The organism is Vibrio sp. JZG120, assembly GCF_053890955.1.
Genome location: NZ_JBSRRK010000005.1, coordinates 442,499 through 459,642 on the forward strand (window position 1 = coordinate 442,499; position 17,144 = coordinate 459,642).

Consider the following 17,144-nt stretch of genomic DNA (forward strand, 5'->3'; position numbering starts at 1 on the left):
TTCACGGTCGACGTTACAGACGGCCGTGTTTTGTAGCAAATTTTTGAGAGGCAAGCAGATGATCAGACAACGTACTCTGAAAGAAATAGTGAAAACAACTGGTGTGGGCCTCCACTCTGGTCGTAAAGTCACGCTTACTCTGCGCCCGGCTGCTGCAAATACAGGTATCATTTACCGTCGTACAGATGTAAACCCACCTGTAGATTTTCCAGCTGATCCAGCTTCTGTTCGTGACACCATGCTATGTACTGCTTTGGTAAACGACGAAGGTGTGCGTATTTCAACTGTAGAGCACTTGAATGCGGCACTTGCTGGTATGGGCATCGACAACATTGTTGTCGAAGTAGACGCACCTGAAATTCCAATTATGGATGGTAGTGCTAGCCCATTTGTATACTTGCTACAACAAGCAGGTATCGAAACGCAAAATGCGCCAAAACGTTTCATCCGTATTAAAAAGCCAGTTCGTTTTGAAGATGGCGATAAATGGGCAGAGTTTGTACCATTTAACGGCTTCCGCATGGACTTCGAAATTGAATTTAATCACCCTGCTATTGAGTCAGACGAACAGCGCTTGCTGTTTGATTTCTCTTCAAAAGGCTTCGTTCGTGAAATTTCTCGTGCACGTACGTTTGGCTTTATGCGTGATATCGAATATCTACAATCTCAAAACCTAGTATTGGGTGGTAGTTTCGACAATGCTATCGTATTGGATGATTACCGTATTCTTAACGAAGAAGGTCTACGCTTTGAAAATGAGTTTGTGACTCACAAAGTGTTGGATGCGATTGGTGATCTTTACATGTGTGGTCACCCAATCATCGGTGAATTTCGCGCCTTTAAATCGGGTCACGGTTTGAACAACCAACTTCTGCGAGCAGTTCTTGCTGATCAGGAAGCGTGGGAGTGGACTACATTCGAAGAAGAAGTCGGCTCACCAGTAGCATTCGCTGAACCAAATATGGTGCTTGCGTAAATACTCGGCATTAAAATTAATAAAAACCAGGCTTATGCCTGGTTTTTTGCTATTTGGCTTTAATCTTGGGCTTATTAATAGCATTCGAGCTTTTCAGCATATTGAAATAACGATCACTTACGGTCTTTCTTTTCTGCCATATCGGCCAATCGCTTTAAACGCTCTTGAATTTTAGGCGGTGCCATGTCGGCAATCGTCATCAATGACTTTGCTGCAGATTCTGTTAATGGTGGACGTTTAGGTCTGTCGTCTTGTTCGAAACGATTTCGGTATAATGATGGATTGATCCTCACTTCAACGCTCATCAGTTTGGCAAAGCCTTGAGTACGAAGTTTATTTAGGATCATGAGGCGATCGTAATCGATCTTCATTTTGATCGCGGCACTAGAAACATCGATCAATAGGTGGCCGTTACGAACATTCGCCACCCGGCAATGATCGGCCGTCCCTTTGGGTAAGATCTCTTGCAAAGCTTGGTTAAGCTGTAAGATTTCTCCAGCATGTTCTTGAATCTGCTTGAACTGTGATTCAGCAATAACATCTTCAGTCGAGGTTGGACGGTGATCACGCATAGGTAAAATCTAATTTTGTTGAGATATCAGCTATTCTAGAGCAGCTTTCTATCAAGGTATAGTTTACATTAACGTCTTTCGCTTCAGTTTTACAATGTAGCAAGGTAAAAAGCAAAGTCTGCTCTGAATAAATTACACATATTGTGGTATGCAATATCGTCTAATCAGTCACCACTTTAAGTAAAAACTTCAGAGTGCTTCAAACAAATACGTCTATTTATGGTTGTATCGATGAAAAATCCTTACACTAAGCCACATTGTTTCGAAACTTAGCCTTGAAATATGGATGTTTGAACTCAATATCTTTGATAAATGATTTATCTCAGTATTCTTAGTTCCAAACTGGCAGAGACTGAAGGCATTATGAGTAGATCGGGAACGGTCTGATTAAAGAGAGATTCACGAAAAATGATAACTAAGCTACTGACAAAAGTGATTGGCAGTCGCAACGACCGAACACTGCGCCGCCTTAGAAAAATTGTAAAAGAAATTAATAACTACGAGCCAACATTCGAAGCTCTAAGTGATGAAGAGTTAAAAGCAAAGACGGTTGAGTTCCGTGAGCGCCTAGAGAAAGGTGAAACTCTTGATAAACTACTTCCTGAAGCTTTTGCTACGGTTCGTGAGGCATCTAAGCGTGTCTACGGCATGCGTCACTTCGACGTTCAGCTTATCGGTGGTATGGTTCTAAATGCGGGTCAAATTGCGGAGATGCGTACAGGTGAAGGTAAAACGCTGACTGCAACGCTTCCAGCTTACTTAAATGCTCTTGCTGGTAAAGGTGTTCACATCGTAACAGTGAACGATTATCTAGCTAAACGTGATGCTGAGACGAACCGCCCTCTATTTGAATTTTTAGGTATGACCGTTGGCGTAAACGTGCCAAACATGCCTCCTCAAGAGAAAAAAGAAGCGTACCAAGCTGACATTCTATACGGAACCAACAATGAATTTGGTTTTGACTACCTTCGTGACAATATGGCTTTCCGTAGCGAAGACCGTGTACAGCGTGATCGCTTCTTTGCTGTTGTCGATGAGGTGGACTCAATCCTAATTGATGAAGCTCGTACTCCTTTGATCATTTCTGGTCCTGCTGAAGATAGCTCTGAGCTATACACTCGAATCAACCTTTTGATCCCGCATCTGAAAAAGCAAGATAAAGAAGACTCTGAAGAATACCGTGGTGATGGTCACTACACTGTTGATGAAAAATCAAAGCAAGTATACCTAACAGAAACAGGTCAAGAATACGTTGAAGAACTGTTGGTGAAAAACGGTCTGATGGAGGAAGGTGATACACTTTACTCTCCGGCTAACATCAGCATGTTGCATCACGTGAATGCTGCTTTGCGTGCTCATGTGTTATTCGAGCGTAACGTTGATTACATTGTTACTGATGAAGGTGAAGTGGTCATCGTTGATGAACACACTGGTCGTACAATGCCAGGTCGTCGTTGGTCTGAAGGTCTTCACCAAGCAGTAGAAGCGAAAGAAGGCGTTAAGATCCAAAACGAAAACCAAACTTTGGCTTCTATTACCTTCCAGAACTACTTCCGTTTATACGAAAAACTGTCAGGTATGACAGGTACAGCGGATACTGAAGCGTTCGAATTCCAGTCTATCTATGGTTTGGAAACGGTGGTTATCCCAACCAACAAGCCGATGATTCGTAACGATATGCCAGATGTGGTTTACCGTACTGAAGCAGAGAAGTTTGCGGCAATCATTGAAGATATTAAAGAGCGTGTTGCCAAAGGGCAGCCAACGCTTGTTGGTACTGTGTCGATTGAAAAGTCAGAACTTCTTTCTAACGCATTGAAGAAGGCTAAGATCAAACACAACGTATTGAACGCGAAATTCCATGAGAAAGAAGCGGAAATTGTTGCTGAAGCGGGCATGCCTGGTGCGGTAACTATCGCGACCAACATGGCCGGTCGTGGTACGGACATTGTGCTTGGCGGTAGCTGGCAATCAAAAGTTGAAGCTTTAGAGAACCCAACTCAAGAGCAAATCGATGCGATTAAAGCAGAGTGGAAAGTGGTGCATGACCAAGTGCTAGAAGCTGGTGGTCTACATATCATCGGTACTGAGCGCCACGAATCTCGCCGTATTGATAACCAGCTACGTGGTCGTTCCGGTCGTCAAGGTGATGCGGGTTCATCGCGCTTCTACCTATCTATGGAAGACTCTTTGCTACGTATTTTCACTTCTGATCGTATGGCGAGCCTTATTCAAAGTGGTATGGAAGAAGGTGAAGCTATTGAATCGAAAATGCTTTCTCGCTCAATTGAAAAAGCACAGCGCAAAGTGGAAGGTCGTAACTTTGATATCCGTAAGCAGCTGCTTGAATACGATGATGTAGCGAACGATCAACGTAAGGTTGTCTACGAACTGCGTGACGAGTTAATGAACGTTGAAGACATCAGCGGCATGATCGAGCAAAACCGTGAAGATGTGCTAACAGCGGTTATTGATGAGTACATTCCACCACAGTCACTAGAAGATATGTGGGATGTTGAAGGTCTACAAGAGCGCTTGAAAGCGGACTTCGATCTTGATGCGCCAGTGAAGCAATGGCTTGAAGAAGACGACAAGCTTTACGAAGAAGCATTACGTGAAAAGATCATCAACCTAGCCGTTGAAGTGTACAAAGAGAAAGAGGAAGTGGTGGGTGCACAAGTGCTTCGCAACTTCGAAAAATCGGTCATGCTTCAGACACTGGATACGCTTTGGAAAGAGCATTTGGCTGCGATGGATCACTTGCGTCAAGGTATCCATTTACGCGGTTACGCACAGAAGAATCCAAAACAAGAATACAAACGTGAGTCGTTTGAACTGTTTGAGGGTCTACTAGAAGCGCTGAAAACAGACGTTATTACTGTTCTATCTCGTGTTCGCGTTCAGCAACAAGAAGAAGTTGAACGTATGGAAGAACAGCGTCGTGCGCAAGCTGAAGAAGCCGCTCGTCGTGCGCAAGCGCAACACGCTGCAGCACAAAATCCGCTTTCTGAAGGCGAAGAATCTGAAGAAGGTTCAAATCAACCAATGGTACGTGATGAACGTAAAGTAGGTCGTAATGAACCTTGCCCTTGTGGCAGTGGCAAGAAGTACAAACAGTGCCACGGCAAAATCGACTAATCTGTTAGTCGGATTATTTATCAAAGAGTCGCTTAGGCGACTCTTTTTTTAAATAAATTCTTTGGCTATCAAATTCCATAAGTTTGATAGGTCAGCAAGTTTTTGAGATGTAGAAGCTCGTTGTCACAATAGAAAAGTACAACGGTCTTGAGAGTTAGGAATCCCCATGAAAAGAATTCACATAGTCGCGGCAATTATTTTTAACCAAGACAAATCAAAGATCTTTATTACAAAGCGTCCTGATGATAAGCACAAAGGCGGGTTTTGGGAGTTTCCGGGTGGCAAAGTCGAGCCGGGAGAAAGTATTGAGCTTGCTATTACAAGAGAACTCGAAGAAGAAGTGGGAATTGAAGTTATTGAGCAAGCCCCTTTTGAACACTTGGAATACGACTATCCAGATAAATCACTCAAGTTTGATTTTATTACAGTATCTCAATTCAGTAATGAGCCTTACGGTCGAGAAGGTCAAGAAGGATGCTGGGTTGAGATCAGCGAATTGGGCGACTACACCTTTCCTGAAGCGAACGTACCTATCTTGGAGCGTGTTGTAAAAGAGTTTGCTTAAGCTCGATGAACTTGCTTGTGGTAACCATAGTATGTTGTTAGTTTAAACAGATTAAGCAAAACGAGAGAACGAGAGCAAACCTCGTTATCTAGAGAAGGAGAGAAAGCGCAATGGTTCGTATTGCAATCGCAGGAGCAGCTGGCCGAATGGGCCGTAATTTGGTTAAAGCTTCACACCTTAATCCTGAAGCGACAGTGAGCGCGGGATCAGAACGACCTGAGTCTTCACTTGTCGGTGTCGATATCGGTGAACTTTGTGGTGAAGGTAAATTCGATGTGCTCTTAACGGATGATCTTGCTAAAGACGTCGATAATTTTGATGTAATCATAGATTTCACCGCTCCAGTAAGCACATTAGCGAATCTTGAACTGTGTAAGAAGCATGGAAAGAGTATTGTGATTGGGACGACTGGCTTCAGTGATGCAGAGCGTGAACTGATTGACGAAGCCGCTAAGCAAGTGCCTGTTGTGATGGCGCCAAATTATTCTGTAGGCGTAAACCTTGTCTTTAAGCTTCTTGAGAAAGCGGCCAAAGTAATGGGGGATTACTGTGATATCGAGATTGTTGAAGCACACCATCGCCATAAAGTTGATGCCCCCTCTGGTACCGCTATCGGAATGGGAGAAGCTATTGCTGGTGCGATGGGTAATAAGCTGAATGATGTAGCTGTCTATGCTCGAGAAGGCATTACTGGTGAACGAACAAAAGATGAGATCGGCTTTGCTACGATTCGCGCTGGCGATATCGTCGGTGAGCATACGGCTATGTTTGCTGATATCGGGGAACGAGTGGAAATAACGCACAAAGCGACTGATCGCATGACGTTTGCTAATGGAGCCGTAAAGGCTGCAGTTTGGTTGAGTGCTAAACCTGCGGGCTTTTATACCATGACAGATGTTTTGGGATTGAATGAACTCTAAATACATAATTATTCGCCGGCGTTAGCCGGCTTTTTTATATCTATAGAATTATTTGTAAATAAAATGATTCTGATAGAGAAGATTTTAGCACTTACTTTTGTTGTGTTTTTATCTATTTTGGCTTTGTTTTTGGGTGTAACCGTTAAAAGTGTTCCTATTTTTGTCGTGGTGAACGTTTGCGTTAAAAACTCATAATTTTTTGTGATCCCTAAAAAGTTCAAATTTGTAAAATTCATTAAACCTCTATCCCTCCCTATGTAATAGCATTCAAAAGTTGTCTTTTTGAGCCTTACTGATTCGAAATGACCTTACTCGCTAGAAATTGATAATTTATTTTTGATTGTAGGTTGACAGGTTTCCAGTCCAACTTTAGAATACCGCCAATTTGTCTGAAATACCTATTTATGTAGATTTTATAGGTAAAGGAAGGCATGTTTGCAGTTTGATTTATTTTTTTTGCATTTTTATTCTGGAGGTTGTCTTGGGTAAATTAGCACTGTTAGTCCTAGAAGATGGGACAGTGTTCCACGGAGTGTCCATAGGGGCAGATGGTATTTCCGTTGGTGAAGTCGTTTTTAATACCTCGATGACGGGGTATCAAGAAATCCTCACTGATCCTTCCTATTCTCAGCAAATCGTCACCCTTACTTATCCTCACATTGGCAATACCGGAACCACTTCCGAAGATGAAGAATCCTCTTCCATTCATGCACAAGGCCTTGTGATTCGCGATCTTCCTCTTATCGCTTCTAACTTCCGTAATGAACAATCCCTCTCTGATTACCTTAAGTCTCAAAATATCGTTGGCATCGCTGATATTGATACGCGAAAGCTCACTCGTATCTTGCGTGAAAAAGGTGCTCAAAACGGCTGTATTGTTGCGGGCAACAACCTAGACGAAGCTTTGGCACTAGCGAAAGCAAAAGAATTCCCAGGCTTAAAAGGAATGGACCTTGCGAAAGAAGTTACAACAAAAGAAGCGTATCAATGGAAGCAAGGTTCGTGGACGCTTGAAGGTGGACTTCCAGAGGCGAAAGATGACAGCGAGCTGCCATACCATGTTGTCGCTTACGACTTCGGCGCAAAACGCAACATCTTACGAATGTTGGTTGACCGCGGCTGCCGCTTAACGGTTGTACCTGCAGAAACGTCAGCGGAAGAAGTTCTGGCACTAAATCCAGATGGCGTATTCTTATCGAACGGCCCTGGTGACCCAGAACCATGTACTTACGCGATTGAAGCAACCAAAGTGTTCCTAGAAAAAGGCCTGCCAATTTTTGGTATTTGTCTAGGTCACCAAATTCTGGCGCTAGCATCAGGTGCGCAAACGGTGAAAATGAAGTTTGGTCACCACGGTGCAAACCACCCAGTAAAAGATTTAGAGCGTAACGTTGTGATGATCACTTCGCAAAACCACGGCTTTGCGGCAGATGAAGCAACATTACCGGAAAACTTACGTGCTACTCACGTATCGCTATTTGATGGCTCTTTGCAAGGTATCCACCGCACAGACAAGCCAGCATTTAGCTTCCAAGGTCACCCAGAAGCGAGCCCTGGTCCACATGACGCGGCACCGCTATTTGACCACTTTATCGAACTAATCAAAAAACACAGCGCTTAATTCGGAGTAGTAGATAATGCCAAAACGTACTGACATTCAAAGTATTCTAATTCTTGGTGCTGGTCCGATTGTTATCGGTCAGGCATGTGAGTTTGACTACTCTGGCGCACAAGCGTGTAAAGCTCTTCGCGAAGAAGGTTACCGAGTTGTCCTGGTTAACTCTAACCCAGCAACCATCATGACTGATCCTGAAATGGCAGATGCAACTTACATCGAGCCAATTCAATGGGAAGTAGTACGTAAGATCATCGAGAAAGAACGTCCAGATGCAGTTTTGCCAACCATGGGTGGCCAGACTGCACTTAACTGTGCGTTAGACTTAGAGAAACACGGCGTACTAGAAGAATTCGGCGTAGAGATGATCGGCGCAACTGCAGATGCAATCGACAAAGCGGAAGACCGTTCTCGTTTTGATAAAGCGATGAAGTCTATCGGCCTTGAGTGTCCTCGCGCAGATACAGCGAAGAGCATGGAAGAAGCTTACAAAGTTTTAGATATGGTTGGCTTCCCTTGTATCATCCGTCCATCGTTCACCATGGGTGGCACTGGTGGTGGTATCGCGTACAACAAAGAAGAGTTCGAAGAAATCTGTCGTCGCGGTCTGGACTTATCTCCGACCAACGAACTTCTTATCGATGAGTCACTAATCGGTTGGAAAGAGTACGAAATGGAAGTCGTTCGTGACAAAGCGGACAACTGTATCATCGTATGTTCAATCGAAAACTTTGATCCAATGGGTATCCACACGGGTGACTCAATCACAGTAGCACCAGCACAGACACTGACTGACAAAGAATACCAGCTAATGCGTAATGCATCGCTAGCCGTTCTACGTGAAATTGGTGTTGAAACAGGTGGTTCAAACGTACAGTTTGGTATCAACCCGAAAGATGGCCGTATGGTTATCATCGAGATGAACCCACGTGTATCTCGCTCTTCTGCGTTAGCGTCAAAAGCAACAGGTTTCCCAATCGCTAAGATTGCCGCGAAGCTTGCTGTTGGCTTTACTCTGGACGAACTACAAAACGACATCACGGGCGGTGCAACACCAGCATCATTCGAGCCAACTATCGACTACGTCGTAACTAAGATTCCTCGCTTTAACTTCGAGAAATTTGCTGGCGCAAACGACCGTCTGACTACTCAGATGAAATCGGTTGGTGAGGTAATGGCAATTGGTCGTAACCAACAAGAATCTCTTCACAAAGCACTTCGTGGCCTAGAAGTTGGCGCAACTGGTTTTGACGAGATGGTCGATTTAGAAGCACCAGATGCACTGACTAAGATTCGTCACGAACTTAAAGAAGCAGGCGCTGAGCGTATCTGGTACATCGCCGATGCATTCCGAGCTGGCATGTCAGTTGACGGCGTGTTCAACTTGACTCAAATTGACCGTTGGTTCCTGGTTCAAATCGAAGAAATCGTAAAACTCGAAGAGCAAGTCAAGGCGGGCGGCTACGCAGGTTTGACCAAAGAAGTGCTTCGCCAGATGAAACGTAAAGGCTTCTCTGATGCGCGCTTGTCTAAACTGCTTGGTGTCGCTGAAAGTGAAATTCGCCGTGCTCGTGAGCAGTTTGATATTCACCCGGTTTACAAACGTGTAGATACGTGTGCCGCTGAGTTTTCTTCTGATACGGCTTACATGTACTCATCTTACGATGAAGAGTGTGAAGCAAACCCAACAGACAAAGACAAGATCATGGTTCTTGGTGGCGGTCCAAACCGTATCGGCCAAGGTATTGAATTCGATTACTGTTGTGTACACGCATCACTTGCGCTGCGTGAAGACGGTTACGAAACCATCATGGTTAACTGTAACCCAGAAACGGTATCTACTGACTACGATACGTCTGATCGTCTGTACTTCGAACCAGTAACTCTGGAAGATGTACTGTCTATCGCTCGCGTCGAAAAACCAAAAGGTGTGATTGTTCAGTACGGTGGTCAAACGCCACTTAAACTGGCTCGAGCTCTAGAAGCGGCTGGTGTTCCAATCATTGGTACTAGCCCAGATGCTATCGACCGTGCGGAAGACCGTGAACGCTTCCAGGCAGCTGTTGACCGTCTAGGTCTACTTCAGCCAGAAAACGCGACAGTAACAACGATGGAACAGGCGGTTGAAAAATCGAAAGAAATTGGCTTCCCATTAGTTGTTCGCCCGTCTTATGTACTCGGTGGTCGTGCGATGGAAATTGTTTACGATGAGCAAGACCTGCGTCGCTACTTCAACGAAGCAGTAAGCGTATCGAACGAGTCTCCAGTTCTACTAGACCGTTTCTTGGATGATGCAACCGAAGTTGATATTGATGCTATCTGTGACGGTGAACGCGTCGTTATCGGCGGTATCATGGAACACATCGAACAAGCCGGTGTTCACTCTGGTGACTCTGCATGTTCACTGCCTGCATACACGCTAAGTCAGGAAATTCAAGACAAGATGCGTGAGCAAGTTGAGAAGCTGGCGTTCGAACTCGGTGTACGCGGTTTGATGAACACGCAGTTTGCTGTGAAAGACAACGACGTTTACCTAATCGAAGTGAACCCTCGTGCTGCTCGTACGGTACCATTCGTATCGAAAGCGACAGGTGCACCTCTAGCGAAAATCGCTGCACGTGTAATGGCGGGTCAATCTCTAGAGTCACAAGGCTTTACTAAAGAGATTATCCCTCCTTACTACTCAGTGAAAGAAGTGGTTCTGCCGTTCAACAAATTCCCTGGCGTTGACCCGCTATTGGGCCCAGAAATGCGCTCAACAGGTGAAGTAATGGGCGTTGGCGCAACATTCGCAGAAGCTTACGCGAAAGCAGAGCTAGGTTGTGGTGCAGTTTACCCTGAAGGTGGTCGTGCGCTACTGTCTGTACGTGAAGGCGATAAAGAGCGTGTTGTTGACCTGGCTTCTAAGCTAGTGAAACTGGGTTACCAGTTGGATGCGACACACGGTACTGCTGTAATTCTGGGCGAAGCGGGTATTAACCCACGTTTGGTAAACAAAGTACACGAAGGTCGTCCACACATTCTTGACCGTATCAAGAACAACGAATACACCTACATCGTAAACACGGCTGCTGGTCGTCAAGCGATTGAAGATTCGAAAGTTCTACGTCGCGGCGCACTGGCAGAGAAAGTGAACTACACAACGACACTGAACGCAGCGTTCGCTACATGTATGTCTCATACTGCAGACGCAAAAGCGTCAGTAACTTCGGTTCAAGAGCTACACGCAAAAGTGAAAGCTAGTCTAGACGCGTAACAGATAAAAATCAGTAAGCTCGTTAATCAGGGCTTACATGACAACCTCATTGCCCGCTCATTTGAGCGGGCTTTTTTATATTGAGGTTTTTCTAAAATGAAGAGCATTAAAGTGTGCTAGGAACGATTGGTATGCTTTGCTTTTGAAGATCATCAAGCTAATTATGGCAAGCAATATTCCCAAAGATGAAGAAATAGTACTACCACTTGCTACAACAAAGTTGACCCTGTAGGCCTGAGGGATTAAGCCGATCATAATTCTTTAAACAGATAGGTAATTAGCAAAAGTTAAAATAAGCAGTGTTGAGCTTAAAAACATACTAACTATGGAGCTATTCGGTATATTCTTTTTTCTAAGACTAAGTTATAAGTTGATTCTTCAGTATCAAGAGAGTATCCGTTACTTTTTGCAAAAATATCTGCCGCTATTAGTGAAGGATAAAGAAGAAAAAAACTAGTTACCGATATGATTAGAAATACCTTACTAGAATTTTTAAACTCACTTTTAGTTAGGAATTTATTTGATTTTAATGTTTTTACAGACATTCTAGAGCATTCAAATAAGATCAAACTAGAGCCTATGATCAAAATATCAGCCTGATCAAAAGATGAATAACTTTCATTATTATAGATTTTAATATAAAAATCTGACAATCCATCAAAACCACATATTAACAGTGATATTGCGGATACTAATAAAACTATTAAATAAAAAAATACTTGCGTTCGGTCGTAACTCTCTTTTTTCACCGTAACAAACCTCGCTGTATTTCTTGAGAGAAGATCATACTTTGAGTCTTACGTTGAATCTCATTATATTCTTCTTTTGCTCTTTTCTTTGCTTCTATATCTCTTTGCTTTAAGTAAATATCTATAGAGGTTATTAACTTCTGTGTTAAACCTCGTTTATCATTTTCTCTATTCAATAAAAGACCTACAGCCGAGCTTATCAAAATAGCCCCTAATAATGGGCCAGCGCTTAAAGTTACAACACTGCCACCCACTGCTGCGGCAAAGTTTACAAATATAGCTGCTGCAGCTGACGATAACCCGATAGTGATTATATCACTAGCTAAAGTACCAAATAGTTTGGCTAAGGTTTGACGGTCATTGAGGAAAAAGTCAATCACTCTGTATGTGGATATTAAGATAATTGTTATTATGCCCCCACTTCTAATGGATTGTAATGCCCCTTCTGGTCCAACAGCGAACTTTGCCACAGTTGGTGTGGGAAGAAACTTTCCTAATCCAGAAAGCTTTGAGTGCATAGCAGGGGAGCCTGTGAGTATGATATGTGGAGCTCCAGAATAATTTTTGACGATAACAGAGCTATTATTTCCGTACAAATAGTTTGATAAGTTGGTTATAAAAACTAAGTCCTGTCCTGTAGCATAATAGTTTGCTGAATTTTCAAACATTCCCTTTATGTTTTTCCAACGTTCTATTTTCGCTTTGTCTTTTACTTTGTTCTTGACAACGATATCAAAACTCTCGATAGATAAGATAATGGTTTCTTTATCTCGATGTTGATTATTTGATTTATAAAGTGGGTAGGTGCTTATACTACCAGTACTTTTTGAGGATTGATGTCGTGATAAAGGGTAGTTGCTAGTCATGTATTTTCCTCAGATATCGGACTTCGAACACTGACAATGTAAACTCTACATGCTGAACAGATTTTTTATATTCGTCTAGTTTTATATTTAAAGGTAAGCGTTTGATCTCATTATTAGGAATCGATTTGTGACAGTGATTCAATTCTTCCTAACAACTAAATTTTATATAAAAGTTTGGAATCAAGTTTATGCATTAATTCTATGAAAATTAGGAATAGATTGGTGTCTTGACTTTCCATTGGTGGTTTTGTGAATAAGTGCTACCGTTTTTCCTCTTTGATGCCTCTTTAAATAAAAAGGATGTGTAGTGGAAATCACGGTTGAGATTTTGTTGGCCCTATTTTTTGTTGCGACTGCCGCAGGCTTTATTGATGCGATGGCTGGTGGGGGAGGGCTCATTACGCTCCCTGCGCTTTTGGCTGCGGGGTTGAGTCCGACTCAAGCTCTAGCAACCAACAAGTTACAAAGTTCGTTTGGCAGTTTCTCTGCTAGCTGGTATTTCGTGCGTAACGGTATTGTCAGCCTAAAGGAAATGCGTTTCGCGATACTCTGCACTTTTATAGGCGCAGCAATCGGTGCCGAGGCTGTGCAGTTTATTGATGCTAGCGTACTCACCAGTTTGATCCCTGTTCTTTTGATAGCCATTTCCCTCTATTTTTTACTCGCGCCAAGTACGCGAAAAATCGATGGAGAACCAAAGTTATCTGAAGCGATGTTTGCGCTATGCATTGGTGGCGGGATCGGTTTCTATGATGGCTTTTTTGGCCCTGGGACTGGATCTATTTTTACTGTTTGTTTTGTTGCACTGGGTCACTTTTCTTTGGTCGAAGCCACTGCTAGAACAAAAATCCTCAATTTCACGTCAAACATAGCGGCACTACTCTTTTTTATCTTAGCCGGGTTGCCAGTGTGGAAGCTCGGTTTAACCATGGCTGTTGGCGGTTTTCTTGGTGCTCAGTTAGGGGCGAAGGTCGTGGTAAGTAAAGGGCAAAAATGGATTCGTCCTCTAGTTATTGTGATGTCGATGCTCATGGCAACGAAACTTCTTTGGCAACAACATCAGCAATGGATTTTGTCAGTGCTTTAACTCGTTCGCTGCGATATGTGCTGTGGCGCAAGCAGATATGTATTGGTCGAATTAACTGTCCTAGTTCTTCAAAGTCATAGCAGAATTTGGGTGTGATATTAAGTGTCTTCAGGATAGATTTAGGAATTAAAGCAGGAGCCATTCCGCCCAAAGCCAGTTGTGCTGCCGCAGTGTATGAATCCATTTCCATCAAAGGCTCAATTCCGTATTTTGACAAAATAGCCTGTTGGTAAGTGTTGGCAGGATTGGTTAAGTCATTGGTCAAAATGGCTTTGGGTAGTTGCGAAAGTGGGTATCTACTGACGATTGAAAAAGGTTCATCAGCGAGGTGAAGGCTCATTAATCCATGATGAGGCGGTAAATAACCAGCACAGAATCCCAGTGTCGCTTTACCTGATTTGACGTTCTCAATAATGCGTGGTGTATGATTGGTCGATATTCGTATGTATTGGTCATGGGCAAAGCGTTCTGCCATGATCACACTAAGGTATCCAGCGACTAAGGTTTCAGAGCAGTCTATCTTGATCAAAGAAGTATCTTCTATTTCTTGCTGATCATAGATCTGACCTCTTAACTCATTGAACGTTGGCTCGATCGTGTTGATGAGCGCAAGGCCATCGGAGGTCAGCTTTATGTGCCGACCACTTGGCTCAATCAATTTTTTTCCTAACTTCTTCTCTAGATTCGAAATGCGCTTACTCACCGCAGATTGACTAATATAGAGTTGGCTGCCCGTGCGGCTCATGGTTTTTTCTTTACTGAGGACAAGTAACGTCTCAATACCTTCAAGCAACATAATAATTAATGAAAGTTAGGAATGGTTGAGATAATTTAGCGAATTGTCCAAGAATTGGCTAATCAAATGAGCATAAATGAGAGGAGCCGACACTTGGTCGACTCGATGATGAGTGATGCTGTTTGTGTTTAACGGTTAATTGCGAAAGTTGGCAGGGATAGATGCCAACGAATAGCACCGAGACGTATAATGAGCGTTGAGATTACACCAGCGAGTAAAGCCGTTGAGTGGTCATAACCCATGTTTACCGCCATCGTATGGAAGATGCCGCCAATAATACATGCCGTAGCGTAGACTTCACTTCTTAATACCATAGGAACTTCGCGAGCCAGCACGTCTCGTATAATGCCACCTCCACAGCCAGTAATAACCCCCATTATCACAGCGACCATTCCAGATGCATTGTAGGCGAGTGCCTTCTCTACTCCAATTCCCACAAATACAGCGAGACCGATGGCATCACAAACGGGTAATACCCACCATGAGAGTCGCTTGGGTCTTCGAATAACAAACATGGTTAGTAGACACGTAACAAATATCACCCATAAGTACGTAGTATCTGTTATCCAAAATACAGGAGTGGCACCTAGCGCCATGTCTCGGATTGTTCCGCCACCAATAGCAGTCACACTGCCGAGAACGATAACGCCGAATGGATCCATTTTTAAACGGCCCGCCAGTAACACGCCAGAGATAGCGAAAACAGCGGTACCGAACAAATCGATCATATAAAGCAGCATGGAGTCCATGTTACTTAGTACCTTTATATAGTGTGAGAAAAAATGGGCGGAAATTGTACGGTATTTGCCACGAAATCGTTAGCGTTTTTGACGAACGCTTTTAAAGTGCTCACACACTTCTGTGATCGCATTTAGTGTGCGTGGGGTTGGGCGGTTAATCCAATCTGAGTTTAGAGACCAGATGTGTTTATTTCTAAGCGCGGGAAGCTCATTGCTCCACTCTGCCCACATACCATCATTACTCATTGCGTGACGAGAAGTAAAAATAACCTCTGGTTGGCGAGTGATGACCTGCTCGATGCTGACCTGAGGATAAGGCGCGCTGGATGCTGCGAAAATGTTTTCACCACCGCAAAAAGTAAAGACTTCACTTGGCCAGTTCTTCCCGGCGACAGTGATGATAGGCTTTTCACTCAACTGATAAAAGTAACGAACTTTCTCATGCGTGTTGTACTTCTCTTTTAGTGTATTCAGTTGCGTTCTAAAATCTTCAGCGGCCTTTTGTCCTATTTGCGGGGTTTCGCTGTATTGGCTTAGCTGCTCGATATTATTGGCGATATCTTCCAGTGAGCCTGTAGTGGAATAATAGATAGGAATGCCGAACTGTTTAATTTTCTCCAGCTCTTTTGCCGGGTTTCCTGCCGGCCAAGCAATGACTAAATCCGGTTGAAGAGCAATAATGCGCTCTAATTTAATTCCTTGGTAATTAGAGACTCTTTCCAGCTGCTTTGCCTGCTCTGGATAATCACTCATTTCGCTGACAGCAACAAGCTTGTCTCCTAGCCCTGCCGCAAAGGCAATTTCAGTGGCATGCGGAGCTAAACTTACAATGCGTTGCGCTGGTGTTTGAGCGAAGGTCGCTGTCGAAACAAACAGCGTTAATGCGAAGCATAGTTTATTCATCATAATCCTTGATAAATCATTCCTAAAAGCAGACTTTGGATAGCTATCCAAACGAAGACTCGCCAAACGAGCAGCGTATGTATTTGTGAAAGGTGAATAGCTGATGGGGCGATTCGTCCACCGATTTTTGCGCGTTCCGCACGTATACCTTGATAGATAGCAGGGCCGCATAAAGAGAGTTGTAGTTTGTGTCCGATGGTACACAACACCCAGGCAGGCCCGGGTAGTGGCCAAGACTTCGCTTGTTGCTGTACACCAGAAAGCACATTGCTTACGTTCTTTCCTACAGCTAAAAGTATGGCAAAGAGACGAAGTGGAATAATATCCAGAGCGGCAACCAGCTGAACGGCAGGTTTACCAAAGGGCAAATATTGGCGTCGGCTAGGAGACCAAACTCGAGCTAACTCTGTAGTTAGTCGATACATTAACGCACCAATACCACCTGCGAGTGCGTACCAAAATAACACACCGATTACGTTGCGGCAGTATCCCATAATCACAGTTTCTGAGCTTGCTTTACCTATGCCGATGATCGAGAGGCTGTCAGTATCGCGATTAAGATATGGTCTCAGTAATTGTCGGCACTGGGCTTTGTCTTCTCTCGACATACTTGTGACGAGTTGTTTTGTTAAGGCTTCGCTGTTGCGCCAGTCCAAAGCAATGATCAATAGCACTAATTCGTATAAAGGCACTTGCCAAACGAATGGCTCCACTGCAATCAGCAAGAGCAAGCAAGGCAATAGCATCAAGCCCAATGCAAGACTGCCGGAGGTCAGGCTCTGTGAGTAACTGTGATTATTGTTCACTTTGTTGGCGAGCTGCTCAGCTAACTTTCGCCATAAAGTGATGGGATGCGATGAACGGGGGATTGGTAAAAGAAGGTGAAAGAGCAGTGCGCCCCACATAATAAGGAGCGCACCGTTGGCATAAAATGACTGAAAAACTTCTTCCATGAATGAGT

Annotated in this window: 15 protein-coding genes; 7 read left to right on the plus strand and 8 right to left on the minus strand. The window is 43.7% G+C overall.

Translation table 11 applies throughout. The features are described 5' to 3' along the window. Positions 1-58: 58 nt before the first annotated feature. Positions 59-976, plus strand: coding sequence for a UDP-3-O-acyl-N-acetylglucosamine deacetylase (gene lpxC / locus ACWPOD_RS13585; protein ID WP_005381871.1), 918 nt, complete (start codon positions 59-61; stop codon positions 974-976). A 113-nt stretch (positions 977-1,089) separates the two neighbouring features. On the opposite strand, the gene ACWPOD_RS13590 is transcribed toward lpxC, so the two are convergent. Next, positions 1,090-1,548 (minus strand): DUF721 domain-containing protein, encoded by a 459-nt coding sequence (locus ACWPOD_RS13590; protein WP_005396436.1) that lies wholly within the window; start codon positions 1,546-1,548, stop codon positions 1,090-1,092. Between the two features lie 408 nt (positions 1,549-1,956). Here ACWPOD_RS13590 and secA point away from each other — a divergent pair, with 408 nt between their 5' ends. The 3 genes from secA (at position 1,957) to dapB (ending at position 6,171) form a co-directional block, all read left to right on the plus strand. Beyond that, complete coding sequence (secA, locus tag ACWPOD_RS13595; protein WP_005396435.1) at positions 1,957-4,686, plus strand: preprotein translocase subunit SecA; 2,730 nt, start codon at positions 1,957-1,959, stop codon at positions 4,684-4,686. 166 nt (positions 4,687-4,852) lie between these two features. Then, on the plus strand, positions 4,853-5,251 hold the full coding sequence (gene mutT / locus ACWPOD_RS13600; protein ID WP_005396433.1) for an 8-oxo-dGTP diphosphatase MutT: 399 nt from the start codon (positions 4,853-4,855) through the stop codon (positions 5,249-5,251). Between the two features lie 110 nt (positions 5,252-5,361). After that, positions 5,362-6,171 carry a 4-hydroxy-tetrahydrodipicolinate reductase gene (gene dapB / locus ACWPOD_RS13605; RefSeq protein WP_047009079.1) on the plus strand — a complete coding sequence of 270 codons (810 nt, stop codon included), beginning with the start codon at positions 5,362-5,364 and terminating at the stop codon, positions 6,169-6,171. Positions 6,172-6,179: 8 nt separating this feature from the next. Here the strand turns inward: dapB and ACWPOD_RS13610 are convergent, their stop codons facing one another. Next, positions 6,180-6,407 carry a hypothetical protein gene (locus ACWPOD_RS13610; RefSeq protein ID WP_176319018.1) on the minus strand — a complete coding sequence of 76 codons (228 nt, stop codon included), beginning with the start codon at positions 6,405-6,407 and terminating at the stop codon, positions 6,180-6,182. A gap of 245 nt (positions 6,408-6,652) precedes the next feature. Between ACWPOD_RS13610 and carA the strand changes: the two genes are divergently transcribed. Next, a complete protein-coding gene (gene carA, locus ACWPOD_RS13615) occupies positions 6,653-7,792 on the plus strand; it encodes a glutamine-hydrolyzing carbamoyl-phosphate synthase small subunit (protein WP_167426894.1) in 1,140 nt (379 codons plus the stop codon). A 16-nt stretch (positions 7,793-7,808) separates the two neighbouring features. Then, positions 7,809-11,042 (plus strand): carbamoyl-phosphate synthase large subunit, encoded by a 3,234-nt coding sequence (carB, locus tag ACWPOD_RS13620; RefSeq protein ID WP_167426893.1) that lies wholly within the window; start codon positions 7,809-7,811, stop codon positions 11,040-11,042. Positions 11,043-11,365: 323 nt separating this feature from the next. On the opposite strand, the gene ACWPOD_RS13625 is transcribed toward carB, so the two are convergent. Next, positions 11,366-11,791, minus strand: coding sequence for a hypothetical protein (locus tag ACWPOD_RS13625; RefSeq protein ID WP_145473186.1), 426 nt, complete (start codon positions 11,789-11,791; stop codon positions 11,366-11,368). Next, entirely contained in the window at positions 11,788-12,657 is an 870-nt protein-coding gene (locus ACWPOD_RS13630; protein ID WP_104974495.1) for a hypothetical protein, read from the minus strand. The genes ACWPOD_RS13625 and ACWPOD_RS13630 overlap by 4 nt, the downstream gene beginning before the upstream one ends. Before the next feature lie 307 nt (positions 12,658-12,964). On the opposite strand from ACWPOD_RS13630, the gene ACWPOD_RS13635 reads away from it, so the two are divergent. Further along, the gene (locus tag ACWPOD_RS13635; RefSeq protein WP_005396424.1) at positions 12,965-13,744 is read left to right on the plus strand and encodes a TSUP family transporter; all 780 of its coding nucleotides are present in this window, start codon (positions 12,965-12,967) and stop codon (positions 13,742-13,744) included. Here the strand turns inward: ACWPOD_RS13635 and ACWPOD_RS13640 are convergent. The 4 genes from ACWPOD_RS13640 to ACWPOD_RS13655 all read right to left on the minus strand — a co-directional run bounded on the left by ACWPOD_RS13640 (position 13,686) and on the right by ACWPOD_RS13655 (position 17,136). After that, complete coding sequence (locus tag ACWPOD_RS13640) at positions 13,686-14,540, minus strand: LysR family transcriptional regulator (protein WP_104971268.1); 855 nt, start codon at positions 14,538-14,540, stop codon at positions 13,686-13,688. The two genes, ACWPOD_RS13635 and ACWPOD_RS13640, sit on opposite strands and share 59 nt — an antisense overlap. Positions 14,541-14,668: 128 nt before the next feature. Further along, positions 14,669-15,289, minus strand: a complete 621-nt coding sequence (locus ACWPOD_RS13645) for a TRIC cation channel family protein (RefSeq protein ID WP_167426892.1) — start codon at positions 15,287-15,289, stop codon at positions 14,669-14,671. Positions 15,290-15,358: 69 nt separating this feature from the next. Continuing rightward, positions 15,359-16,183, minus strand: a complete 825-nt coding sequence (btuF, locus tag ACWPOD_RS13650) for a vitamin B12 ABC transporter substrate-binding protein BtuF (RefSeq protein WP_012842144.1) — start codon at positions 16,181-16,183, stop codon at positions 15,359-15,361. Next, complete coding sequence (locus ACWPOD_RS13655) at positions 16,183-17,136, minus strand: cobalamin biosynthesis family protein (RefSeq protein WP_167426891.1); 954 nt, start codon at positions 17,134-17,136, stop codon at positions 16,183-16,185. The genes btuF and ACWPOD_RS13655 overlap by 1 nt, the downstream gene beginning before the upstream one ends. Positions 17,137-17,144 lie beyond the last annotated feature (8 nt).